A 23,620-nucleotide genomic window follows, 5' to 3' on the forward strand; every position below is an offset into this window, starting at 1 on the left:
TCACAGTGGGTTAACGTGAGGTGAACGAATACTGAACGAGAGGTGCTGGTGATCTTGTAACAGCACCCGGCCGTTGCCGAACCGTTACCTATGCAGGGAGTTTGCTGCTAAACCCAATGTGCGACACGTCACAGAAATAGTCGGCTGACCAGCCGGATTTCCCCGGCCGCAACGGGGTGTTGGTCCGAGTTGGGACTCGTGATACTCCGTGGAATCGGCCGGAAGATTTCGCTGGAGAGAGTCCGATCCATGGTGTCCGCGGGACCGAATACAGGGAGCAGCTAGCCGCAGACACCCCGCGATCGGGGAGACAGGGAACCTCCGGACATGAAGCGAAACAGCCTGGTGTGCCGTACGGGCGTCCTTGCCGCCGGGACCGTTGTCGCGGTGCTGCCGTCCCTCGGTGTGGCGACCATGACGCTCGGCACTATGGCCGCGGTGGATTTGCCCGAAGGCGCCGGACGCGACATCGCGGTGCGGCAATATCAGGTCATCCCGATCGAAACCGTCTCGGACTTCTGCGCGGGCCACAACAGAGGCGACGGTTATTACGCCCATCCGCACGACAAAGCCGTCTTCTACCGATGCATAGATTCCGGAAACCAACGCGTAGCTACATATCAGTTTCGGTGTCCCGATAAAGCCTGGTACGACGCGGATCGGTTGGTCTGCGTTGCGCGCGTACCTCGCTGATGTCGACGGTGGCCTCCCCTGAACGGGGATCCACTCCAGTTTTCGGGGGTTCCGCAAACGATGTCCCGCTTGGTTAGCTGAGGTCATGACCGCCAGAACTTCGACACGGCAGCCGCTCGTGCTGGTGCTACTCCTGGCGCTACTGGCCACCGTCACGGCGGCCGCCTGCACGCCCGCCGACGATCTCCGCGCCCGTGTCCAGGCCATCCCCGGCATGCGGTTGATCGCCGAGAAACCAGCGCCCGGCGGATACCTGCTCGAACTCGCCTTCCGTCAACCCACCGACCACCGGCAACCCGATCAAGGCAACTTCGAACAGCGACTTACCCTCCTGCACAAGTCAACTGACCGACCCACGGTCCTCTACACCGGCGGCTACGACCTCAACCCGGACCCGGCTTTCCGCGCCGAACCCACCGAACTCCTGGACGGCAACCAAATCATCACCGAACAGCGATATTTCGGCAGCTCCCGCCCAAACCCGGTGGACTGGACCAAACTCGACATCTGGCAGGCCGCGACCGACCATCATCGACTGATCCAGGCGCTGCGGACGATCTACCGGGGCGCGTGGATCTCCGCCGGAGCCAGTAAGGGCGGAATGGCCTCGGTCTATCACCGGCGTTTCTACCCTGGCGACGTAGCGGGCACCGTCGCGTACAGCGCACCCGACAACATCGACGACAGCGACAACACCGCCTACGACCGCTTTGTCGAGCAGGTCGGCACACCCGAATGCCGCGCGGCGCTCGAGGTCGTCCAACGCGAATTGCTGTTGCGGCGCAACGAAATAGCCGACCGTCTGGCCAACTGGGCACAGCGTGCGGGCTACACCTTGGACACCGTCGGGAGCGCCGACCGCGTGGTGGAACTGACCACTCTGCAAGTGCCCATGTACTTTTGGATGCACAAGAACCCCGCTGACTGCGCGGGCATCCCTGCGCCCGACGCCCCGACCGACTCGCTCTACGCGTGGTTCGACGACTTGGTCCAGCTCCTGTCCTATGTCGACCAGGGTCTCGCCGTCGCCCTCCCGTCCTTTTATCAACTGGGCACTCAACTCGGCACCGCCCGCTTCTCAGCACCACATTTGACAGATCTACTGCGTTATCCGGGTATCCAGGAAATGCGCACCTATATCCCGCAGCAGATCCCGCTCCATTTCCAAACGGACGCAATGTCGGACATCGACAATTGGGTCCGGCACGAAGCCACCGAGTTGCTCGTCATCTACGGCGAATACGACTTGGCCCGCGCCAAGTCATTCCGCACCGCCCCCGGCAATCGAGACGCCAAGGTCTACCTGGCTCCAGCCACCAACCATCTCGCCCGCATCGCCACGCTGGCCCCGGCCGACCGTGCGGAAGCGAGCGCGACTCTCGAACGCTGGTCCGCAGCTTGATCGCTCGGCGTTAAGGTGGCCCTCTCCCGGTCTCCCTACGACCTGGCTGGGTGCCGCAGAATCCTCGCATGATGCGATACCGACTTTTCGGCCGAACCGGACTGCGCGTGTCCGAACTCGTCCTCGGCACCATGACGCTCGACGACGCCGCTGAGTACAAGCGGGTGCTGGATACGTTCGCCGACGCGGGCGGCAACTTCCTCGACACCGCCTCGGCTTACGGCGCGAGCGAGGAATTGCTCGGTGCGGTGCTGGACCGCCGCGACCGGTTCGTCATCGGTACCAAGTACACGTTGACCCGGGACGCGGCAGATCCGAACGCGGCGGGCAACCATCGCAAGAACCTGGTGCTGTCGCTCGAGCAGAGCCTGCGACGGCTGCGCACCGACTACGTCGATGTCTACTGGGTGCATGTGTGGGATCGGCTCACCCCGATCGAGGAAACCCTGCGCGCGCTCGATGACGCGGTCCGCGCGGGCAAAGTACTGCACATCGGCATCTCCGACGCACCCGCGTGGGTGGTCGCGCAGGCGAATACCCTTGCCCAGTGCCACAATTGGACGCCATTCGCGGGTTTGCAGGTGCCCTACAACCTGCTCCAGCGTGATATCGAGCGGGAACTGCTGCCGATGGCCGAGGCGTTCGGAATGAGCGTCACGACTTGGGCGCCGCTGGCACAGGGCGTGCTGTCCGGTGTCGCGGGACGACGCTCCGATCCGGCCGAACGCACCGAACGCGAGCGGGCCGCTGCCGCCGCCGTCGGCGAAGTCGCGGCCGAACTGGGTGTGCCCGCGGCTCAGGTGGCGATCGCGTGGACGCGGCACCGTTCGGCCGCCGTGCTACCGATCATCGGCGTGAGCAGCGCCACGCAACTCGCCGCGAACCTGGCCGCGGTCGAGTTGGTGTTGCCCGCGGACGCCGTGCACACCCTGGAGGCGGCCGTGCCGTTCGAGCTCGGATTCCCTGGCGACTTCATCGCCGAATGCGACGAGTCCCCGTTCGTTTACGGCGACGCCGCGACCAAGGTCGGGCCGATCAGCCGGTAGGTGTCCTGCGGGTGCCGGGCCACCGAAAGTGCCCTTGCCAGTGCCGAATTGAGGATATAGGTTTGCCTTACCTAACTAAATTCCATGGAGGTAGGGCATGGCCGAACTGTTCATCGATGCCACCGCGCAAGCCGAACTCGTCCGCAGGGGTGAGGTGTCACCCGCGGAGTTGGTCGAGGAGGCGATCGCGCGCATCGAAGGTCTCAACCCGCAGATCAACGCGGTCATCGCGACGCGGTTCGACAAGGCCCGCGCCGAGGCGAAACGGGCCGCCGGCCCCTTCGAGGGCGTGCCTTATGTGCTCAAGGATCTGACTTTGACATCGGCGGACGACCCGTACGCGGCGGGGATGTCGGCGCTGAAGAAGGCCGGGTACCGGGCCGCGCGCGACTCCTACTTCGTCGAGCGCATGCGCGAGGCCGGGTTCGTGCTGCTCGGCAAGGCCAGTACGCCCGAGCTCGGGTTGCCCTGCACGACAGAGCCGGTCGCGTGGGGTCCGACCCGCAACCCCTGGGATTTGTCCCGATCCGTGGGTGGTTCCAGCGGCGGGTCGGCCGCGGCGGTCGCCTCCGGCATGGTGGCCATCGCTCACGCCAGCGACGGGGGCGGCTCGATCCGCATCCCAGCCAGTGCGTGTGGTGTCGTCGGGCTGCGGCCCAGCCGCGGTCGAGTGTCCCAGGGGCCCACCGCCAACGAGGTCTGGCACGGGCTCGCGGTGGAGCTGGCTGTCACGCGCACCGTGCGGGACACCGCCGCCGTGCTGGACATCGTCAGTGGTCGCCGCACCGGGGATGTCTACACCGCGCCCGCGCCCGAACGCCCGTTCACCCGCGAGGTCGGCGCCGACCCCGGGCGGTTGCGCATCGGCGTCTTGGCCGAGGATCCGACCGGGCAGACCGTCGTCGACCGGCAGCACGCGGACGCCGTGCAGTCGGCCGCGGCGACGCTTGCCGAACTCGGCCACCAAGTGGCCGAAGGATTTCCACCCGCCCTGCGCGACATCCCCGCGGACGCGTTCATCCCGTGCGCCGCCGCGCTGACCGTCGCCGAACTCGACCACTACGGCAAGCTGATCGGTAGGCCGCTCACCGAGGACGACGTCGAGCCCGGTACGTGGGCGATCGCCGAATTGGGTCGCACCATCCCCGCCACGAGTTACGTGGCGGGACTCGCCGGCTTACGCGCCGCGGGCGCCGCGATCGAACGTTGGTGGGCGGACGACGACTGGGACCTACTGCTGACGCCGACCATCCCGCGCGCGCTTCCGCCGCTCGGCACGCTGGCTTCCACCAAGGAGAACCCGATTCCGGCAGAGGGCTTTGCCTACGCCACATTCACCATGCCCTACAACGTCTCCGGGCAGCCGGCGATCTCGCTGCCGCTGAGCCAGAGCGCCGAAGGCCTACCTATCGGCGTGCAGTTGGTCGCCGCCTACGGTCGTGAGGATCTGCTGTTGCGCGTCGCCGCCCAACTGGAGGCCGCAATGCCGTGGGCTGACCGTCTGCCGCCGGTCCGCGCAGCGTCCTGATCGGCTGTCGCCACCCAAGCAGCCACGGCCCCAACTGATCTCGTCTCGAAAATGAACACGATGTGGCGAGCGACACATCTACGGGGAAGTGCCGATGGCTTATCGATGTCCTGTCAGACTGTGTTCTACATCACATCTACAGTCGATTGCGAATCATGCGGTCATCCCTGGTGATTCGTGCAGCGCGACAGCGATGAGGGGAAATGGCGACCAGTTTCACGCGTCAAGCGCAACCTGGAGAGAGTGCGACCCCACTGATCGCTCTCGAGGTGGACGTGGCAGATGTTCGGCGGGTTATCTGGCTGAAGCTGGAAAGCAGCAATGTGCGGGGGTCGATCAAAGACCGGACGGCCGCCGCCCTGTGGAGCTCGGTGCGTGCGAAGGTGCATCCCGCGGAGGGGGTCATCGAATCGACGTCCGGAAACCTGGGTATCGCGCTTGCCGCGATCTGCGCCGGCCACGGAGTCCCGTTCACCGCTGTCGTCGAGCCGCGGATCAGTCGGGCAGCTGTCGACATGATGCGGCGCGACCACGCTCGGATCGTGATGATCGATCGCCTGGACGCCCGGGGCGGCTATTTGCTGAACCGGTTGGCCTACGTCCACGAGCAACTACAGGCGAGACCCCAGTTGATCTGGACCAATCAGTATGAGAACCCAGCCAACCCGCAGGCGCACCGCACCGGAACGGCGCCCGAACTGTGGCGTCAGCTCCCACGGCCGGCGACGGTTCTGGTTGCCGTTTCGACCGGTGGCACGCTGGCGGGATTTCGGCAGTTCAGCGGGAGCGAGCAGTTGCCTTGGGATGTCGTGGGGGTCGATGTGGAGGGATCTGTCGCCCTTGGTGCGGGCGCCCCCGGCACCCGAGTCCTCCCTGGCATCGGGTCGAGCCGGCCGACGAGCTTCCTGACGCCCGAGCAGCGGCCGCCACGAGAGGTGGTGTCGTCCGCTGACGCCGTAGCGACGTGTCTGTGGCTCGCGGAGCAGACCGGCATCATGGTGGGCGGCAGTTCGGGTGCGGTACTTGCGGCGGCGCTGCGCCGAATCGAGAGCGACTACGACGAGACCGATCTCGTCGTGGTCTGCCCGGACGGCGGCGACCGCTACCAGGACACGATCTACTCCCCGGCGTGGCGCCAGGACAATATCGCCACGCCCGGTTTCGTGCGACCCGTGAAACTGAGGGGCGTGCAGCACCGGGCACCGGGCGGTGCCCGATGACGGAAAGCATGTTGTTTCTGGATCGATCCGCCGTCATGGATTGCGTCGCGGGCATAGACGTGGTGGCCGAGGTCGGGCAGGTACTGCGAGATCATTCCGCGCAGCGCACCAGTATGCCTGAGGAGGGATACCTCTCCTGGACCAATTCCACGGAAGCTCAGTGCCGTTCGCTGGCCATGCTGGGTGGCGTCCTGCGTGATTCCGGAGATCTCTACGGGCTCAAGGTGATCAACGCGGCGGTGGACAATCCGCGGCGTGGGCTCGAGCGGGCCGGCGGGGTGGCGTTTCTTTTCGATCCGGAAACCGCCCGCCCGCGGTGCATGGTGGAGGCGAGCTATCTCAGCGCGGCGCGAACTGCCGGGTACAGCGTGTTGAGCATCGAATTACTCGGGCCGCCCGCGTGGAACTCAGCAGCGTTCATCGGCTGCGGCACACAGGCCGCGATGCATATAGAGCTGATGGTCGGTCGATTTCCGACGTTCGGTGCCGTGCACCTTTACGATGTGGATCGATCGCGGGCCGCGGCTTTCGCCGCCGCGACGGCGCAGAAGTTTCCGCAACTGCGGATCATCGTCGCGCCGACGGTCGAGCAGGCCGTGCGGTCGGCCCCGGTGATCATCACCGTGACCACCAGCACTACGCCCTACATCCCTGGCGGTTGGATCGCCGACGGCAGCTTCGTGGCGCACGTGTCCCTCGACGATCTGACCGAGGACGCGCTCGTCGGTGCGCGGGCGCTGTACGTCGACGACATCGACCTTGTCCGCGACAACCCCAGGCGCATCCTGGGTCGGATGCTGTCGCAGGAACCCACGATCGGTGTCACCGGAACTCTCGGCGAGGTACTCGCCGGGTCCTGCCCGGTGGTGCGGCCCTCGACGAGCGGGTACGTGGTCAGCAATCCGTTCGGAATGTCGATCCTCGACGTCGGCCTGATCGCGGCCGTCGAATGCCGGGCGCGGCAACTGGGATTGGGTCAACTACTTGAACTGCGGTAAGGAGCACGATGAGAGCCATGAGAGGCGCGCCGGAGGTCGGCGTCGAGACCGGGCTGCTGTCACTGCGCGACCTCGACGAAGCCGAGTTGCAGCGGCTCGTCGAGCGGTCCGTCGAGCTGCACGAAGACGCCCGTGCGCATGATCGCCCGTTGGCGGACACCGCGATCGGGGTGTTGTTCACCAAGACGTCCACTCGGACGCGGACGGCGTTCTCCGTGGGAGCGCACCGGCTGGGCGCCGCGGTCATGGCATACGGCCCCGGCGATCTCCAACTGAACACCGGTGAGTCGCTGAAGGATACGGCACGCATCCTCGGATCCATGTTGGACGCCGTGGTGGCCAGAACTGCCGGGCCCTTGCACGACCTACGCGAGTTCTCGCGGCACGGCCGGATTCCGGTGGTGAATGCGATGGCGACCGAGGAACATCCGACCCAGGGAGTATGCGATCTGGCCACGATGCGACTACACCTCGGCACGCTGCGCGGTGTGAAAGTCCTCTACATCGGTGAGGGGAACAACTCGGCGACGGCGCTGATGCACGGTTTGGCGAAGGTGCCGGCGAGCCTCCTGACCCTCGCGACGCCGGACGGTTACGGCGTTCCTCCCGAGGATCTGGCCGCGGCGCGCGCCGCTGGTGCCACCGTGGTCACGACCGCTTCGATGGACGAACTGCCCGCCGACGTCGACATCGTCTACACCACGCGCTGGCAAACGACCGGCACGGCCAAAAGCGACCCGGACTGGCGAGAAGCGTTCCGCGCCTTTCACATCGACGAAGCCCTGCTTTCCCGATGGCCGTCGGCATTGTTCATGCACGACCTGCCGGCCTGCCGCGGTGACGAGGTGTCCGGCGCGGTGCTGGACGGACCGCGATCGATCGCCTGGAGCCAGGCCGCCATGAAACTCAGCAGCGCGATGGCCATCTTGGAACAGTGCGTGGCACCCAGTCGGGCCGCCGCCCGCGTCCCGGCGCAGCAGGGCGCCCGGTGAACGCGCCCGCCCGCGACCTGCTCCGGATCACCCGGTTCCGTCACCTCACGCCACCGGACCTGCTCCGACCGCGCCTGCCCAATGTCTTCTTCGACCCGATCGACACCGAGGTCGGGATCTGGGCCACCGTCGACCTCATCGAACCCGGTTGCACGGTGCTCGACCTCGGATCGGGTAGCGGCGCAGCGGCGCTCGCGGTCGCGCGCGCCGGAGCAGGTCGGGTGCACGGCGTGGACATCGCCGAAGACAGTGTCCGCTGGGCCACCGATCATTACACGGCGGCGACGGACGGCGCGCGGGTCAGCTTCTCGGTCGCCGACTACAGCGCGCTGACCACGCCACAACTGCATGCCTGTTGCCCGTTCGAAACGGCACCCAGCGTCGTGACCAGCAACCCGCCCTACGTTCCGCTCGCAACAGCCGAAAAGCGGGTCTCCATCGACGGCGGACCCGACGGGCTGCGCCTCGTTCGGCACGTCGTTCGGCACGCCGGAACCTTCGACTCGGACCTGGCCATCACGATCGGCAGCTACACCACGCCACGCGCGGCGATCGCGCTGCTGTGCGCGTCCGGTTATCGAATCGCCGGTATCACGCTCGGCGCGCTGCCACTCGGCGACCACACAGTGCAGAATCTGCAGCGAGTCACCGAGTTGGCGGCCAGCGGGGAAGGGCCGCTGCTCGACGTGCACGGAGTTACGCACTATCTCGTTATGGGCTTGTCGTGCCGACGGATCCGGGGTTCGGCGGAGCCGGGGCCCACCGCTGAGGACGTGCTGGCTCTGCTCCACCTCGCGTGCACGTCGACAACGACGCGACTGGAAGCACTCGACAACGCTTCCCTTGCGGGCATGGTTCCGTTGCGCGTGGTGACGCTGAGCGACACGATCGGCCGCCATCACCATTAACCGACCGAAGAAGGGTTCACCATGTCAGAGCTGCTGACGATCGGGGTCGAGGAGGAATTCTTCGTCATCGATCCGCGGAACCGACGCCCGGTGAACGACATCACCGCGTTGTTGGAGTCCGCCCATGGGATCTCGGATGGCTCGGACAGCTACAGCGCCGAGTTGCGCACCTGCATGGTCGAGAGCAAGACCGGTGTGTGCCGAACCCTCACGGAGGTACGCGACCAGGTCGGGCGCCTGCGGTCGGGATTGGCCCGCGCCGCGGCGGAGACCGGCACTCGCATCGCGGCCGCCGGTACTTTCCCGCTGGCCGACTGGCGACATCAGGATTTCGACACCCAGCCGCGGACCAAGTTCATCGTCGATCGCTATGCGCGAATGGCCCGAACACACGTGATGTGTGCCTGCCAGGTGCATGTGGGTGTGGCCGACCCGGACACCAGGATCCAGGTGATGAACCGGGTCCGGCCGTGGCTGCCGCTGCTCAGCGCGTTGTCGGCCAGCTCTCCGTTCTGGATGGGGGAGGACACCGGATATGCCAGCTATCGGAGCACGGTGTGGCAGAGCTGGCCGATGGGGGGCATACCGCCGACGTTCGGCTCGGATAAGGAGTACCGCGAGCGGATGCGGACTCTTGTCGCTACCGACATCATCGCCGACATCGGGCAGATCTATTGGGACGTCCGTCCAGGTACGAACTACGACACCGTCGAGTTCCGGCCTGCCGATGCCTGCACCACCGTCGACGACACCGTCCTACAGGCCGCTCTCTGCCGCGCGTTGGTGTTGCACGCCCTGGGCGAACTCGATCGCGGCGCCCAGGCGCTCGACGTCCGCGACGAGGTGCTGCGTGCGGCCAAATGGCGTGCGGCCCGGTATGGCCTCGCGGCCGATCTACTCGACCCCCTCGCGGCCGAGCTGGTGCCTGCTGGTGCGCTGATCGACCGGATGCTGCGCATGCTGCGACCGGCGCTGGAGGACGTCGGCGACTGGGACGAAGTGATTCACCTCATCGACCGCAAGAAGGTCGATGGCACCTCGGCGGAGCGTCAACGAGCGATCGTCACCGGCGGCGGCACGGTCGAAGACGTCGCCGATTTGCTTGTCCGGCAGACGGTTTCACATCAACAAGGGGGCGTGCGGGTCGATGAGTAGCGACGACACACCGGTGATCATCACGGCCTACCAGGACGGGCCACTACTCGTGCGAGGGCCGTTCCGGCTGGTGGACGGCGACGACCAGGAGATCGCCGTACCACGCAAAACCGTGGCGCTGTGCCGCTGCGGTCGCTCCAGCCAAAAGCCATGGTGCGACAGCTCGCACAAGCTGGGACGCCGATCCCGGAAACCGTCCGGTCCAACTGAGTCCGCTAAGGGGTGAGCGCCATCATGGCTGTCTCGACATCCGAGTCCTCGTCCAATGCCGCGCGGCGCTGGGAGCCGAGGCTGCCGCGTCCGCGTGGTCCCATCACCGAGATGCTGCTGAAAACCCTTGTGGGCGGCCCGGGGAACCTCAGCGATGTCGCGATCCCCACGGGAAACCCGCTATCGGACGATGATCTGCACCTTGCTCTCTATCTCTGCTACGAACTCCATTACCGGGGTTTCGCCGGGGTCGACCCGCGTTGGGAGTGGCATCCGGGGTTGCTCGCGCTGCGTGGGCAGCTTGAGGCGCCGTTCGAGGCCGCACTTCGCGAGCGGTTCCTCGATGACACGTGCCGCGGCAATCCTGATGTGCGTGCGGCGCTCACCGAAATCGCCGACCGCCCTGGGCCGTCGCTTTCCCGATATCTGCGAGACAACGCAACCGCCGAGCAGTTCCGCGAGGCGATGGTGCTGCGCTCGGCCTACCGGCTGAAAGAGGCCGACCCACACTCCTTCGCGATCCCGCGGCTCGAGAACAAGGCCAAGGCCGCACTGGTGGAGATCGAATACGACGAGTTCGGATCCGGCCGACCGGACCGCATCCACGCGGTCCTGTACCGGACGAGCATGGCCGCCATCGGCCTGGACGCGCGTTACGGCGCCTACCTCGACGCGATCCCCGGCATAGCGCTGGCCACAGTCAACCTCATGTCGCTGTTCGGGCTGCACCGTCGCCTGCGCGGAGCGGCCGTCGGGCACCTGACCATCGCCGAGATGACGTCGGCGTTGGCGAACAAAAAGCAGGGCGACGGCCTCCGCCGGCTCGGGTTCGACATCGACGTCACCGGCTTCTTCGACGAGCACGTGCTCGCCGACTCGGTCCACGAACTGATCGCGCTGAACGACATGGCGGGTGGCCTCGCGGCGCAAGAACCCGACCTCACCGAAGACATCCTGTTCGGAGCTTCCGCAGCCACCGGATTGGACAACATCCTGGCCCAGTACGTCCTCGATCGCTGGGCGTCCGGCCAGTCCGCACTTACCACGGTGAAGTAGTCGAACGCGACGTGCGCCGCAGTGTGGTGTTTGCCTCCAAGTCCAATCTCGGTGGTACCCCGGCGTCAATCAGCCTTCGGCTGGGTGCGTCGGGCATAGGCGCGGGCGGCGCGGGCGCGGTCGCCGCAGCGGGTGGAGCACCAGTGGCGGCGGCCGTGGCGCAGCAGGTAGCGGTTGCAGGGGGGAGAACCGCATGCGGTGAGGCGCTCGGCGTCGGGGCCGGTGAGGAGGTCGGCCGCGTTGGCTGCGAGGCTCGCCAGAGCATGGTCGACGATCTCACCGGTGGGGCACGGCGGCGCGCGGTAGGGGCCTTCCTTGTCGTCCCAGTACAGCAGGGGAGCGGTGGGGGCCCTGGTCAGCGCGTCATTGATGGCCGAAAGCGCCGCCGGTAAGGCGGGCAGCGCGGCAGCGCGGGAGGCGAACAACGCCCTGACCTGCTCGCGTAGCGAGCGCAGCTGTGCCGTGCACATTTCCCCGAGTCCGGCATCAGCCGGGGCGAGGCCGCGTTCCACGAGCCACTGATTCGCCGCAGCGGGAGTGCCGAGGAAATCGATGTACTGCCCACCGGGCAACGCGATGACGCTGTTGACAAAGTCTAGGGCGGGGTAGTGCTCCGCACCCGGCGCGGGCAGGGGCACGGACTCGGCGTTCAAGACCTCCGTCATGACTCTCATGGTACGGCTTGCGCTCATCCGTGAGGAACTACTACCGTCACTTCACGGATAACTAGATCTTCATCCGTGAGGAGTTTCTTCGTGGTTTCTGCCGGCACAACCGATGAGCAGTTCCCCGTCCGTGTCTTCGGCGGCGCGACCGCCCTTTTCGAATACGGCGGTCTCAGGTTCCTCACCGACCCGACCTTCGACGCGCCCGGTGACTACCAGGTGCCGAACGGCTCACTTACCAAGACGGCGCCCTCCTCCGCCGCACCGGCCGATCTCGGCCGCATCGACGTGGTCCTGCTCTCGCACGACGAGCACCCGGACAACCTCGACAACTCCGGTCGAGCCCTGCTCGCCGAGGTCTCGCTCACCCTCACCACGCCCGGGGGCGCGCTGCGCTTGGGGAAGGGGGCCAGGGGGCTTGCCGACTGGGAGTCGATCGAGCTGGACCGCCCCGGCGGCGGCACGATCACGGTGACCGGCGTGCCCGCCATCCACGGGCCCGGCGAACGCGAGGATGTCGAACTGATCACCGGCCAGGTCGTCGGATTCGTTCTGACCGGGGCGGGTCTGCCCACGGTCTATGTCAGCGGTGACAACGCCTCGCTCGACCTGGTGCAGGAGATCGCCGGGCGCTTCGGCCCGGTGGATACCGCCATTCTTTTCGCCGGAGCTCCCCGCTTCCCGGTCCTATTCGACGGCGCGCTCATTGTCCTCGACAGCGCCCAGGCCGTCGAGGCTGTCAAGATCCTCGGTGCTCGCCAGGTGGTTCCAGTCCACTACGACAGTTGGGTCCACTTCACCGAGGGCCGTGCGGAATTGGTAGCAGCTTTCACCGCCGCCGGGCTGATCGACCGCTTGGACCTGGGCTGACCGGACAAGTCGGCCCCGTCGCTCCCGGTCGCGCACGCGGCGAAACGGTGCAGATAGCGCCGTTCGGCCGGGTCACGCCTATCGAAAGAACTCGCTCATGACCGCTACCGTTCCCGACCGGATCGATGATCTCCCGCGCTCTCAGGCGCAGCGGCGCATCCTGATCGTCTTGGTCGCCGCTCAGGTCCTCGGCGGCGCCGGACTGGCGGCCGGCGTGACCGTCGGTGCTCTGCTTGCGCAGGACATGCTCGGCTCCACCAGCCTCGTTGGTTTGCCCAGCGCCCTTGGCACTGCCGGTTCCGCACTGGCCGCTATCGCCGTCGGGCGCATCTCGCAAGCCCGCGGCCGCCGCCCTGGCCTTGCCGCCGGGTATCTGGCCGGTGCCATCGGCAGCGTGGGCGTCATCGCCGCCGCCGTTGCCGACAACTCGGTCCTGCTGTTTCTCGCGCTGTTCAGCTACGGCGCCGGCACCGCGACCAACCTGCAAGCCCGCTACGCCGGCGCCGATCTGGCCGCCCCCGCACTCCGTGGCCGCGCCCTGTCCACCGTGCTGGTCGCCACCACACTGGGCGGCGTGGTCGGTCCCAACCTCACGGCGCCGACCGGCGACCTTGCGCACGCCCTCGGCATCCCTTACCTGGCCGGGCCGTTCCTGCTCGCCGGCGCCGCCTACGCGATCGCCGCCTTGGTCCTGGCCATCTGGCTGCGCCCCGACCCGCTGCTGCTGGCCCGCACCCTGGCGGCCGAACACGCCGCTGCAGCGGACGCGCAGCGGGGCGAGGCCAGCGGACAGACGCACCCGGTGGTCGAAAGGCACCGATCCGGTGTGCTGGTCGGCACCCTGGTCATGGTGCTCACTCAGCTGGTCATGGTCGCGGTCATGACAATGACGCCCGTCCACATGCACGACCACGGCCACGGCACCGCCGCCCCCGGCCTCGTCATCGCCATCCACATCGGTGCGATGTACTTGCCGTCACCCCTGACCGGCTGGCTGGTCGACCGCTACGGCAGGCGAACGATCGCCACCGGTGCTGGGCTGGTTCTGTTCGCCGCCGGCATCGTTGCTGCCAGCGCCCCCGCCGACTCGGTCGCCCCGCTCGCGGTGGCTCTCGCGCTACTGGGTCTGGGCTGGAACTTCGGCATCGTCACCGGCACCGCGATCATCACCGATGCCGTCCCACTGGTCAGCCGCGCCAAAACCCAGGCACTGGTCGACGTCTTCATCGCCATTGCGGGGGCCACCGGTGGCATGGCCTCGGGCCTCGTCGTCGCCGCTGTCGGCTACCCCCTCCTGGCACTCGGCGGCGGCATCCTGGCACTGGCCATCGTGCCGGCGGTCGCAGTCACCCGCAGCCGGTGAGCGGGCGGATTGTGTTGTTGCATGGCTGATCACGCAGGTGCAGGCCTTGCACAGCCGCCCGGCCGGTATGGCCGGGCAGTAGCACGAAGTCCCGCCTCGGTCCAATCCTGAATGCCCTCACGGTATTTGCGCACATTGGTGTAGCCGAGCGCCTCGAGTTTGGTGGCGACCTGCTGACTGTTGGGGCATGCCGGGTTCGAGCAATAGGTGACGATCGCCGCGTCCTTGTTCGGAAGCAGTTGCGGCGCGATCTCCTTGGCGAGTTCGTCTGCGACGCACTCGCCTCGACCGGGCTCTATCCGTACACGGTTCGCTTGTGGCGCAAGGGAGGGTTGACCGGAGACAAATAGGTGTATATACACTTATTATGGAGCCGGTAGAAACACCTTGCGTGTGCACCACCTTGCGCATGGCGACGCGTTCCGTCGTGCGTCTCTACGACCGGGCCTTGGGCGAGGCGGGACTGCGCCAGGCTGGGTACTCGATCCTGTCCCGGATCGATGCCGAGGGCCCATTGATGATCAGGGACCTTGCCGATCGCTTGGTGCTCGAGCGGACAACGTGTTCGCGAGAGGTGGAGGCCCTCAACAAGGCCGGCCTGTTGACCGCGGAGGTCGGCAACGACCGCCGTCGGCGGATGCTCCGACTGACGCCTGCCGGAACGGCGAAGCTGGTCGAGGCTCGTCACCACTGGAAAGTGGTCCAGCAGCAACTGCGGGACGTCGTCGGCATCGACGATGCCGACGAACTGCTGGACCGATTACGAATGTTGCTCCACGCCTCGGAGCAACTGGTCGAGGACTGACCACGCAACGGTCGGACTCGGAGCGTTTCTAGGAGGACAAACATGCCACTCGTTCGGATAGCGCTGCACCGTCGGCCGGGAGATTTCGCACGTCGGGTCGGCGAATGCGTGCATGCCGCAATGATCGACATTCTGCATATCCCGGAGGGAGATCGCTTCCAGGTGATCACCCAGCACGGCCATGGCGATATCGTCTACGACCCGGCCTTCCTCGGCATCGACCGCAGTGACGGCATCGTGATCATTCAGATCACCCTGGCCGCGGGCCGTGATCGCACGGTCAAATCGGCCCTGTACGCGAGAATTGCCGGACGGCTGTCATCCGAACTCGGCGTTCGGCGGGAAGACGTGTTCATCAACCTGCTCGAGGTGCCGCCGGAGAACTTTTCGTTCGGGAACGGAGAAGCCCAGTTCGCTGACCGGCTCCCGCCGCACCTGCGATCGTCGGACGCCTCGCGAAGCTCGCCACCTGCCGCCCCGACGGCGACCAGCACGGTCGCGGACGTCTGAATCACCAACTACAAGAACATATTTCGGAAACGAGGAGCACAGCTATGACACGCGACATCGTCACCACCGACAAGATCGCCCAACCGATCGGTCCGTTCTCCGCGGCGGTGCGCGGCGAACTCACCTTCCTGAGCGGACAGGTGGCCCAGGACCCTGTCACCGGGGCGCTGATCGACGGGGACGCCGCCGCGCAGGCCGAACGAATCCTGCGAAATCTGACAGCTGTCATCGAGGCAGCAGGAAAAACTCTCGACGACGTCGTCCGTGTCGGTATCTATCTGACCGACATGACTGATTTCGCTGCCGTGAACAGTGTGTACGGCAAGCATTTTCACGCACCCTTCCCAGCCCGAACCGCCATCGCAGTGGCGGGCCTGCCGCTGGGTGCCGCCGTCGAGATGGACGCTGTTGTCGCTTGACACGCAGAGCACGACTATGGAGTACACGTTTGTCATCGCCGACGTCTTCACCGATACACCGTTCGGCGGCAACCAACTAGCCGTCTTTCCGGACGCGAGGGGGTTGTCCGAGCACCAGATGCAAGATCTAGCACGTGAATTCGGGTTCTCCGAAACGACTTTCGCCTTCCCGCCGGAGAACCCGGACCATACTCGTCGCTTGCGAATCTTCACCCCATCCAACGAACTGCCGTTCGCAGGGCATCCCACGGTAGGTACCGCATCGGTGCTGGCCGCCGGCGGATTTGTCGAAATGACGGCGTCCGAAACCACCCTGATACTCGAAGAGAACGTGGGGCCGATTGCCGTCCAGATAAACGGGACATACAGCCGTCTCATTTCCAACGCAGCATTCCGGCGGCCGGCGGAGCGGCCGACGCCAAGGGCCGTTGCCGCAGCATTGTCGCTTCCCGGGGACGCCGTCCGCGATTGCTGGTACGGGAGCGTCGGCGTGGCGTTCTGTCTGGTGCATCTTGCCAGTAGCGAGGCCGTCGATCGAGCTGTAATCGATCGTGCCGAATGGTCGGCCCGAATGGCCGACGGCTGGTCTCCCCACTTGTTCGTGTTCGCCGGCGACCTCGGTAACGGCAGTACGCTGCACGCCCGAATGTTCGCACCGGCCCTCGGGATCGAGGAAGATCCCGCCACCGGCTCGGCTGCGGCGGCCCTCGTCGCGAGCCTCGTTCAGCATCCCACGCACGACGATACGGACTTCCATCTCCGCATCGATCAAGGGATCCGGATGGGTCGCCCAAGCCGGATCGACGCCAGTGCCCACCGCCGTAGCGGCCAGTTCTCGCACGTCACAATCGGCGGCCATACGACCGTCATCGGACAGGGGGTTATTTCCCTTCCCGGTAGGTGACCGCGACGACGCCGGAGGCGGAACACCCTACCTCCAGAGCCCTGCCGTGCTTCGGCGCAGGACGGTCAGCGCCGATTCCGGGGTTTGGCGGCCGATGATGACCTGCAAGGTCAATCCATCGACGAGGGCGATGAGTTCTTCGACGACCTGCGCCGGTACTACTTCCGGGGCAATGCGCCCACCCTCCTGACCCAGCCGCACCAGGAGTTCGAGCAGTTCGGCCAGTCCGCGTTGCTGCTCGCGCTGCGCGGCCGCCACTACCGGATCCACCGCCGCCTGGGCGCTGAACGCGATCCAGACGCGCGCTTCGACGAGCTCTGGATCGTCGACGACGAGCATGGCCCGCAACGTCTGTTCCAGCATCGTGACGACCGACTCCGGGTCCGCCGATGCCGCGATGCGTTCCTGTGCGCGCTCGGTCACCCGGCGATTCACGTGGTCCTGGGCGAATATCAGCATCTGCTGGCGAGTGCTGAAACATCGCTGGACGGCACCCATCGAGACGCCCGCCACCGCGGCCACCTGGCGCAGAGTGGCCGCCTCGATTCCGGCCCGGCCGATGAGATCGCACACCGCGTCCGCGATCCGACGGCGCCGGGTCTCATGGTCCACCCTTTTCGGCACCGCAACAGCATACCGATGCAAGCGCATCGGAAACGTGTTAGCGTTCCGATGCAGTTGCATCAGAAAAACTGATCGGAGACAAACATGTCGGAATGGACCGACGTGCCGGAGCGGTCGAACATGCCTGAACTCTCACGCAGGGCGCTGCTCGGCGCGGGTGTGGCGAGCGCCGGTGTACTGGCAAGTGGGTGCGCGGCCGGAGCCGGTCCCGCCGCCAGGGGTAACGCGCCGACGTTCGTGATCGTGCACGGCGCCAACGGCAATGGGGCTTCCTACGCCCCGCTGGTTGCCGCGTTGACGGCAGCGGGGTACCGCGCATTGGCCGTCGATCTGCCCGGGCACGGGCCTGCCGCGCACTTTCCGCTGTCCTACCAGGCGCCGCAGGATCTCGCAGCGCTGGCGAGCGAGCCGTCGCCACTGGCGCGCGTCCGGCTCGAGGACAATGTCGAACATGTGGTGCGTGTGGTGCGACAGGTCGCGGAGCACGGACCCGTTGTGCTGCTCGGTCACAGTATGGGTGGGGCGACCATCACCCGCGTCGGCAACGAGATTCCGGATCTGATCGATCGACTGGTCTACTTCACGGCGTTCTGCTGTGTCCGGCTACGCAGTGTGCTCGAGTGTTTCACCGTGCCCGAAGCGGCGGCGACACTGGCGGCGTCGATCCCGAGTCTCGGCGATCCCGAACAGGCCAGGGCGACCCGAACCAACTGGCGCTCGGCCGATCCCGCCTTTCTCGCGGCCGCCAAGCTCGCGCTGGCCGACGACTACGACGACGCCGCTTTTCGAACAGCATTGAACGGCATGGAGCCGGACGAGACGTGGGAAGTGACCGTCGCTGACGCCCGCGGCAAACCAGCGACGTGGGGACGGATCCCACGCAGCTACATCCGCTGTAGCCGCGACCGGATGCTGCCGCTCGCGCTACAGGACCGGATGATCGCGGAGGCGGACGCCGCGACGCCCGCAAACATATTCGACGTCCACACTCTCGACGCACCACATCTCGGTCCGCAGGACCCGCAGCCGGTGGTCGAGATCCTGATATCGCTTGCCCGCCGCCTACGCTGATCCCGGCGCAGCGACGCTACCTGGCAGCTTCATCTCGGTGCGACTCACGTGTTCGAGCAGTGGGCCGCGATGCTGGTGCGGATGGCCACACTCGGCGCGGACGGAACAACCGCTGGATTCGTCAGCGAGGACGGCCCGGTTCCGTGGTAGCCGATCCCTCTTCGCACCGGCCGAGACCTGCTGCGGCTCGAGACTCGCTGAGGAACACGCGGTCCAATTGCAAGTCGACAAGCGCGACAGCACGTTCCGCGGACAACTGCCCCAGAAGCACTCGGGTCTGCAAACCTTCAGTGCCCGCCAGCAGGAGCACGGCCTCCGCAGTGGGTATTCCGTACGCGGCCGCGCCGGTAAACGAGAAGCGTTGGGTGTCACCGCAACCCGTGCACCCCTGGACCGGCACGCGCGACGCGACGAACCCCGGTCCCGCCTGCACGCAGCCGGAAGCACCCGATATGCCGTCGAGCGTGCCGCAGAGTGAGGATTGCTTGACCGTCGACGTGACCGCCCCGGCGGGTTCCGGTAAGAATCGCCCGGTCATGGTGTGGATTCCGGGCGGTGGCTTCATCACCGGCGCCGGATCGATCTATGACCCGACCCGACTGGCGCAGACCGGCGACATCGTGGTGGTCACCGTCAACTATCGCCTGGGCGTGTACGGCTTCTTCGCCCACCCGGAACTCGGTGACAGCAACTTCGGACTGCAAGACCAAGTGGCGGCGCTGCGCTGGGTCCGAACGAATATCGCCGAGTTCGGCGGCGATCCGACGCAGGTCACGCTGGCCGGCGCGTCGGCAGGCGCGATGAGCGCATGCACCCTCATGACCACACCGCAAGCCCGAAACCTGTTCCACCGCGCGATCATTCAGAGTGGCTCATGCCTGACCAGTCATCCGGCCGGGGCGCTCGGGGACACCGCATTCGGCGAAGCGGCCCCCCTCGTCGAACAGCGATACCCCGCGCACGAATTCACCTCGCCGACCGCGGCGACGAGCCGAGTGTTCAGCGACCGTGACTGGATCTGCGCTTCCTGGAAATCCGGCCGTGACCACGCCGTCCGGGCCCCCACCTACGCCTATACCTTCACCGATCCCACCGCCCCCACCCCCGGCGGAAATCCCGTCCCCACGCTCGTGCAACCCGCAACTGTGCATGGCTCAGACATGTACTCCCTGTTCGACTTCCCGGATGGCCCGCCACTCACCACCGCCCAGCGCTCGCTGGCCGATCGACTCGTCGGCTATTGGACACGATTCGTCCGGACCGGCAACCCGAACGGCGGCCACGCTCCCGCCTGGCCCCAGCTCGGCGAGTCAGACCTCGCACTGGCCCTCACTCGTGACGCCATACAACCGTTCGATATGCGGACCACACACCACTGCGATCTGCGGGAGTCGGCATGGGAGAGCTAGCCTGCGTCATGCGCTTTCGGTAGCCAGGCCGATGCCGAAGCCGACGAGTGCGGTACCGGTGATTGCCTCCAGCGCGGTGCGAACCCGTCGGCGCCGTAACCAGCGGCGAGCTCGGTTCACCATTGCCACCACAATTAGCTGCCATGCCAGCCCAAGGACCACCACCGTGTAGGCGAGTAAAAGAGCCGTCTGCGTCGAGGCGTGACCATCGTGCAGGAACTGCGGCAGCACCGACAGATACAACGCCATGATCTTGGGATTGGTGACATTGGACAGGAAACCCTGCCGCCACCAACGGAATCCGTGTCCATGCACACCGACAGCCGCATCGCCGTCTGGGGTGTCGACGCCGAGCGCGCTGCCGCCCCGACGTGCCGAGCGAAATGCTTGAATACCCAGCCAGCACAGATATACGGCACCGACGATGCGGACAACGTCGAACACCAGCTGCGACCGTGTGATCACTGCACCGACCCCGAGCGCGGCGGCGGTGCCCTGCACGAGGTTGCCCACGGCGATTCCGGCAGAGGTACTCACTCCACCGCGCCGGCCGCCGATCAATGAATTCTTCAGAATGACCGCGGTATCCGGGCCCGGCGCCAGCACCAGCAACACGACGAATACGAGGTATGGCCCGTAGCTATCCCAAGTCACGGTGGCAACCGTATGCGCAGCCTCGGCCCGCAGACAAGATCACCGCGTCCCTTACCGCCGCTGCCGCGACGCAGTCCCGACCAGCGGCACCGAGTACCCCCGGTAGTCGATAATGGGCGTCCGTGACGATCACCCTCTCTGTGCCGCAGACCGAGGGCGCGTCCGCGTTGCGGCTGCGCCCATGGCGCTTCGACGACCTGTCATTCTTGGTTGCGGCACATCGCGATCCGGGTTTGCATCGCTGGCTCGCCAGCCGCCTGGCCGACGAAACCGATGCCCGGAACTGGGTGGCTGCTCAAGTCACCGGTTGGGCTGATGCCACACGGTTCAGTTTCGCTGTGGTCGTCGACGACGACGATCATTCGCTCGTCGGCCATGTAGTGGTGAAAATGGCCATGGCCGGGGTGGCCGAAGTCGGGTATTGGACCGCGGCCCATGCCCGCGGCCGAGGTGTCGCCGCCCGTGCTCTCGAGACTGCCTCCCGGTGGGCGCTGGCTGAACAGGACCTGGTTCAACTGAACCAGCTGGAGCTACTGCACGCACGGGACAACCATGCCTCCTGTCGGGTGGCGAACAAGTGCGGATACACCCTGCAGGACCTGCTCCCCGCAGCACCACCCAGGTTCCCTGGCGAGGGGCACCGACACGTGCGTAGAGCCGGTGCGAGCCCCATCTGACAGGCACATCAACCGACGACGGGGCAAATCGAGCACCCGGTGGACGCCTTCCGCGGAGGCACTCACCTGCCGCGACCGCATGTTGACGGCGGAACGTCGCTCGCAGACCATCCCGATCGCCGACGGAACTCGAGTATTTCGGCCAGGCGCGGGCGCGATCCGGGCCAGCGCAGGTGCGGTCGAAGCGGACGTGTCTTGCGTTATTCTCCTGTGTACGAGGAGGTTTCATGAAGTCGCGGCAAAAGCCGTTCCTGCGTGCTGTTGACCCGTCCGCCGAAGTGTTCCTGAAGCCGCAATCCAAGCCGGGTCGGGTTGCTGATCTCGTCGGTGCGGTGTTCCTGTTCGCGGGGGCATTCGTCTTCGGAATGTACCTGGCGTTCATGATCGTCTTGTTCGCTTCCAAAGACTGTACGGGCAGGTGCGGCACCTACCTTTACGCAGGCATTGGTCTGATGACTTACGCGACGTACATTGTCGAGCTCGTCGTCCTGGTGCTGATGGTGTGGAGCTGGCGGCGTCGGCGTGTCGTGTCGGTGTGGCCGAAGTGGTCGTTCCTGGTGCTGGCCGTGGTGGCGGTCGTCAGCTGGTTGATCGTCATATTCGGTCCTCACTTCCCCGGCCCTGGGGGCTTCCTTCCCGCTGTGCCCTCATACTTGCCATCCCTGGGCTAAGGGAGGGCGTGTCAAGGGAAACAGCGCGGCGAGAACTTCATCTGGGTGACACCGAAGCCGTTCCGCAAACCGCTGCGAGGGTGATCACCCGTGATTACGGCATCGGGCAGGATCGTTTTCAGCTGAATGCACGAAATTTGTCGGTTATGGCATACCCCCCACGGTCGGCGCTGCCGTGGACGGTTGGCCCACTCTCGTTTGAATTCTGCGTTACCGCACGGCGTTGGATAGGCACCCGTCTCCACCCAGGATTTCCGGCGTCACGGCCAGGATCTGCCTCCATACGCCGCATAGGACGCCGAATTGGACTCCGGCGGCAACCCGGGCGACGGTCGGCTGCCCCCGGCCCCGGACCTCACGTAGCAGTCCAGCGTCCGGCAGCAGCGGGATGATCGTGGGGGAAGCGGGGGGTAGCGCTGGGCGGGGTGGTGAGCCGTCGACCCTCACTCACTCCGTCGACACCCGCACCCCCTTTTCACGACCAGACCCCCGGCTTGCGGGAGTCGAACCTCATCGAGAAGATCTATTTGGACTGGGACTGGGACTGGGAGGAGTGGACCCTCCCCGAGAACCCATCGAACGAGCCCTGGTAACCGCACGACTACGCCATATCCGTTGATTTTTCGGCAGTCCGGAACCCCGAATGGCGGCATTGAGGTCTCTGGCGATCCCCAGTTGGGTATTGCCGCACGTCAAGCATTGGGGGGCAGCGGGTTTGGGTGCCCAGGTGGGGGTGGGTCGTATCGTGATCGCGCCGCTCGGCGGACAAACCTTTCATCGGGTCGGCTTGCCGCTGAAGCAGCGTGCGAACAGCACAGTAGCAGGAGGTACGACGATGGCACGACGCAGCAGAACCGCGACCATTCTGGCGGCGGTGGCACCGCTCGCCACAGCCATGATTTTCCTTCCCGCGGCACCCGCTCAGGCCGCCGAGGGCGATCTGAGCTGCTCGGCGACGCTCGAGTTCACCTTCGATCCGGCGTTGCGGGCGAACGGCTCTTCGAAGGTCACGATCAGCGGCGACCTCACGGCTTGCTCCTCACCCAACGGCAAGCACGCCGACCTCGGCTCGGGCAGGTTGCAGGGCACGGGTTCGGCGACCGCGACGGCAGGCGGCCTCAACCCGTGCCGGTTGTTGATCAGCGTGCAGGGAGACGGCACCATCGGCTGGGCGCCCAACGGCACGAGCACCTTCGACTGGAAGATCACTCACGACCCGCACAGCGGCGGAATCGAGTTCAGCGCCAACGTCACCGGCGGCGAGCTGAACGGTGATGCGGTCACGCTGGTCGAGCCCGGTGGCACTTCCAACCCCGGTTGCGACACCGAGGGTCTGTCGACCTTGTCTGTGCAGGCGCAGGTGGCGTTCAACTGATCCAGGCCACACGGTGACCGGGTGGCATCCGTTCGCGCGGCGGGTGCCACCCAGCGCGCTACGTCTATCGCCATGCCGAGGAAGACCGCTACGTCCGCCCCGAGGACCCACCGGCGCGCCGGGTAGCCAAGCCGCGCCGCCTGGCCAGCACCAGACGAGCGCTCTCCCACGACCAACTCGCCGAAATCGTTCATATCGCCGCTACGACCGGAAATTTCCATCAACCGGTTTCGATCAGGGTGGGCCGCCAGCAGCACACCCTCGACGACCGGGCGGATGTTGATCCGGACGCCGGGCGCCCATCCCAGCGAGCCGAGCACGGACCGCTCCGCTATCCGCCCGTTGTGGTTGACAGCACCGAGCCGAGTACCACGCGGATTCGGTCGCAGGAGGTT

At 66.2% G+C, this 23,620-nt stretch carries 26 protein-coding genes; 22 read left to right on the forward strand and 4 right to left on the reverse strand.

Features of this window, described 5'->3' with window-relative positions:
* Nucleotides 1–327 precede the first annotated feature (327 nt).
* From KV110_RS08455 to KV110_RS08505, 11 genes are all read left to right on the forward strand, one after another.
* Entirely contained in the window at nt 328–693 is a 366-nt protein-coding gene (locus KV110_RS08455; RefSeq protein ID WP_218474897.1) for a chitin binding peritrophin-A domain-containing protein, read from the forward strand.
* Nucleotides 694–778: 85 nt separating this feature from the next.
* Complete coding sequence (locus tag KV110_RS08460; RefSeq protein WP_218474899.1) at nt 779–2,095, forward strand: S28 family serine protease; 1,317 nt, start codon at nt 779–781, stop codon at nt 2,093–2,095.
* Nucleotides 2,096–2,163: 68 nt separating this feature from the next.
* The gene (locus tag KV110_RS08465) at nt 2,164–3,141 is read left to right on the forward strand and encodes an aldo/keto reductase (RefSeq protein WP_218474901.1); all 978 of its coding nucleotides are present in this window, start codon (nt 2,164–2,166) and stop codon (nt 3,139–3,141) included.
* A 97-nt stretch (nt 3,142–3,238) separates the two neighbouring features.
* Entirely contained in the window at nt 3,239–4,669 is a 1,431-nt protein-coding gene (locus tag KV110_RS08470; protein ID WP_218474903.1) for an amidase, read from the forward strand.
* Nucleotides 4,670–4,872: 203 nt separating this feature from the next.
* Nucleotides 4,873–5,889, forward strand: a complete 1,017-nt coding sequence (locus KV110_RS08475; protein ID WP_281427757.1) for a pyridoxal-phosphate dependent enzyme — start codon at nt 4,873–4,875, stop codon at nt 5,887–5,889.
* Entirely contained in the window at nt 5,886–6,887 is a 1,002-nt protein-coding gene (locus KV110_RS08480) for a hypothetical protein (RefSeq protein WP_218474907.1), read from the forward strand. Before KV110_RS08475 ends, KV110_RS08480 begins: the two co-directional genes overlap by 4 nt.
* An 8-nt stretch (nt 6,888–6,895) precedes the next feature.
* Nucleotides 6,896–7,879 (forward strand): ornithine carbamoyltransferase, encoded by a 984-nt coding sequence (locus tag KV110_RS08485; protein ID WP_218474909.1) that lies wholly within the window; start codon nt 6,896–6,898, stop codon nt 7,877–7,879.
* Nucleotides 7,876–8,787, forward strand: a complete 912-nt coding sequence (locus KV110_RS08490) for a methyltransferase domain-containing protein (RefSeq protein WP_218474911.1) — start codon at nt 7,876–7,878, stop codon at nt 8,785–8,787. Before KV110_RS08485 ends, KV110_RS08490 begins: the two co-directional genes overlap by 4 nt.
* Before the next feature lie 21 nt (nt 8,788–8,808).
* Nucleotides 8,809–9,942: a carboxylate-amine ligase gene (locus KV110_RS08495; protein ID WP_218474912.1), complete on the forward strand. Its 1,134-nt coding sequence runs from the start codon at nt 8,809–8,811 to the stop codon at nt 9,940–9,942.
* A complete protein-coding gene (locus KV110_RS08500; RefSeq protein WP_218474914.1) occupies nt 9,935–10,168 on the forward strand; it encodes a CDGSH iron-sulfur domain-containing protein in 234 nt (77 codons plus the stop codon). The genes KV110_RS08495 and KV110_RS08500 overlap by 8 nt, the downstream gene beginning before the upstream one ends.
* Nucleotides 10,169–10,176: 8 nt before the next feature.
* Complete coding sequence (locus tag KV110_RS08505) at nt 10,177–11,208, forward strand: iron-containing redox enzyme family protein (RefSeq protein WP_218474915.1); 1,032 nt, start codon at nt 10,177–10,179, stop codon at nt 11,206–11,208.
* Between the two features lie 65 nt (nt 11,209–11,273).
* Here KV110_RS08505 and KV110_RS08510 read toward each other — a convergent pair whose 3' ends face one another.
* Entirely contained in the window at nt 11,274–11,873 is a 600-nt protein-coding gene (locus KV110_RS08510; RefSeq protein WP_218474917.1) for a CGNR zinc finger domain-containing protein, read from the reverse strand.
* Nucleotides 11,874–11,963: 90 nt separating this feature from the next.
* Here KV110_RS08510 and KV110_RS08515 point away from each other — a divergent pair, with 90 nt between their 5' ends.
* Together KV110_RS08515 and KV110_RS08520 are read left to right on the forward strand one after the other, a co-directional pair.
* Nucleotides 11,964–12,743 (forward strand): MBL fold metallo-hydrolase, encoded by a 780-nt coding sequence (locus tag KV110_RS08515; RefSeq protein WP_218474919.1) that lies wholly within the window; start codon nt 11,964–11,966, stop codon nt 12,741–12,743.
* Nucleotides 12,744–12,840: 97 nt separating this feature from the next.
* Nucleotides 12,841–14,106, forward strand: coding sequence for an MFS transporter (locus KV110_RS08520; protein WP_218474921.1), 1,266 nt, complete (start codon nt 12,841–12,843; stop codon nt 14,104–14,106).
* Between the two features lie 29 nt (nt 14,107–14,135).
* On the opposite strand, the gene KV110_RS42025 is transcribed toward KV110_RS08520, so the two are convergent.
* Nucleotides 14,136–14,468, reverse strand: coding sequence for a rhodanese-like domain-containing protein (locus KV110_RS42025; RefSeq protein ID WP_218474923.1), 333 nt, complete (start codon nt 14,466–14,468; stop codon nt 14,136–14,138).
* A 47-nt stretch (nt 14,469–14,515) separates the two neighbouring features.
* On the opposite strand from KV110_RS42025, the gene KV110_RS08530 reads away from it, so the two are divergent.
* The 4 genes from KV110_RS08530 to KV110_RS08545 are packed head-to-tail and all read left to right on the forward strand — an operon-like array spanning nt 14,516 to nt 16,744.
* Nucleotides 14,516–14,911: a MarR family winged helix-turn-helix transcriptional regulator gene (locus KV110_RS08530; RefSeq protein ID WP_218474924.1), complete on the forward strand. Its 396-nt coding sequence runs from the start codon at nt 14,516–14,518 to the stop codon at nt 14,909–14,911.
* A gap of 42 nt (nt 14,912–14,953) precedes the next feature.
* A complete protein-coding gene (locus KV110_RS08535) occupies nt 14,954–15,421 on the forward strand; it encodes a tautomerase family protein (RefSeq protein WP_218474926.1) in 468 nt (155 codons plus the stop codon).
* A gap of 44 nt (nt 15,422–15,465) precedes the next feature.
* A complete protein-coding gene (locus KV110_RS08540; RefSeq protein WP_218474927.1) occupies nt 15,466–15,840 on the forward strand; it encodes a Rid family detoxifying hydrolase in 375 nt (124 codons plus the stop codon).
* 16 nt (nt 15,841–15,856) lie between these two features.
* Complete coding sequence (locus tag KV110_RS08545; RefSeq protein ID WP_218474929.1) at nt 15,857–16,744, forward strand: PhzF family phenazine biosynthesis protein; 888 nt, start codon at nt 15,857–15,859, stop codon at nt 16,742–16,744.
* Between the two features lie 27 nt (nt 16,745–16,771).
* Here the strand turns inward: KV110_RS08545 and KV110_RS08550 are convergent, their stop codons facing one another.
* Nucleotides 16,772–17,368 (reverse strand): TetR/AcrR family transcriptional regulator, encoded by a 597-nt coding sequence (locus KV110_RS08550; protein WP_218474930.1) that lies wholly within the window; start codon nt 17,366–17,368, stop codon nt 16,772–16,774.
* A gap of 84 nt (nt 17,369–17,452) precedes the next feature.
* Between KV110_RS08550 and KV110_RS08555 the strand changes: the two genes are divergently transcribed.
* Nucleotides 17,453–18,439: an alpha/beta hydrolase gene (locus KV110_RS08555; protein WP_246634408.1), complete on the forward strand. Its 987-nt coding sequence runs from the start codon at nt 17,453–17,455 to the stop codon at nt 18,437–18,439.
* A 320-nt stretch (nt 18,440–18,759) separates the two neighbouring features.
* Nucleotides 18,760–19,848, forward strand: a complete 1,089-nt coding sequence (locus KV110_RS08560) for a carboxylesterase family protein (RefSeq protein ID WP_218474932.1) — start codon at nt 18,760–18,762, stop codon at nt 19,846–19,848.
* A 6-nt stretch (nt 19,849–19,854) separates the two neighbouring features.
* On the opposite strand, the gene KV110_RS08565 is transcribed toward KV110_RS08560, so the two are convergent.
* Nucleotides 19,855–20,454 (reverse strand): LysE family translocator, encoded by a 600-nt coding sequence (locus KV110_RS08565; protein WP_246634705.1) that lies wholly within the window; start codon nt 20,452–20,454, stop codon nt 19,855–19,857.
* 170 nt (nt 20,455–20,624) lie between these two features.
* On the opposite strand from KV110_RS08565, the gene KV110_RS08570 reads away from it, so the two are divergent.
* The 3 genes from KV110_RS08570 to KV110_RS08580 all read left to right on the forward strand — a co-directional run bounded on the left by KV110_RS08570 (nt 20,625) and on the right by KV110_RS08580 (nt 23,225).
* On the forward strand, nt 20,625–21,179 hold the full coding sequence (locus KV110_RS08570) for a GNAT family N-acetyltransferase (protein ID WP_218474936.1): 555 nt from the start codon (nt 20,625–20,627) through the stop codon (nt 21,177–21,179).
* A 227-nt stretch (nt 21,180–21,406) separates the two neighbouring features.
* A complete protein-coding gene (locus KV110_RS08575) occupies nt 21,407–21,850 on the forward strand; it encodes a hypothetical protein (protein WP_218474937.1) in 444 nt (147 codons plus the stop codon).
* A gap of 835 nt (nt 21,851–22,685) precedes the next feature.
* Nucleotides 22,686–23,225 carry a hypothetical protein gene (locus KV110_RS08580; RefSeq protein WP_218474939.1) on the forward strand — a complete coding sequence of 180 codons (540 nt, stop codon included), beginning with the start codon at nt 22,686–22,688 and terminating at the stop codon, nt 23,223–23,225.
* Nucleotides 23,226–23,620: the final 395 nt, after the last annotated feature.

It is taken from the genome of Nocardia iowensis (assembly GCF_019222765.1).
Lineage (GTDB): Bacteria > Actinomycetota > Actinomycetes > Mycobacteriales > Mycobacteriaceae > Nocardia > Nocardia iowensis.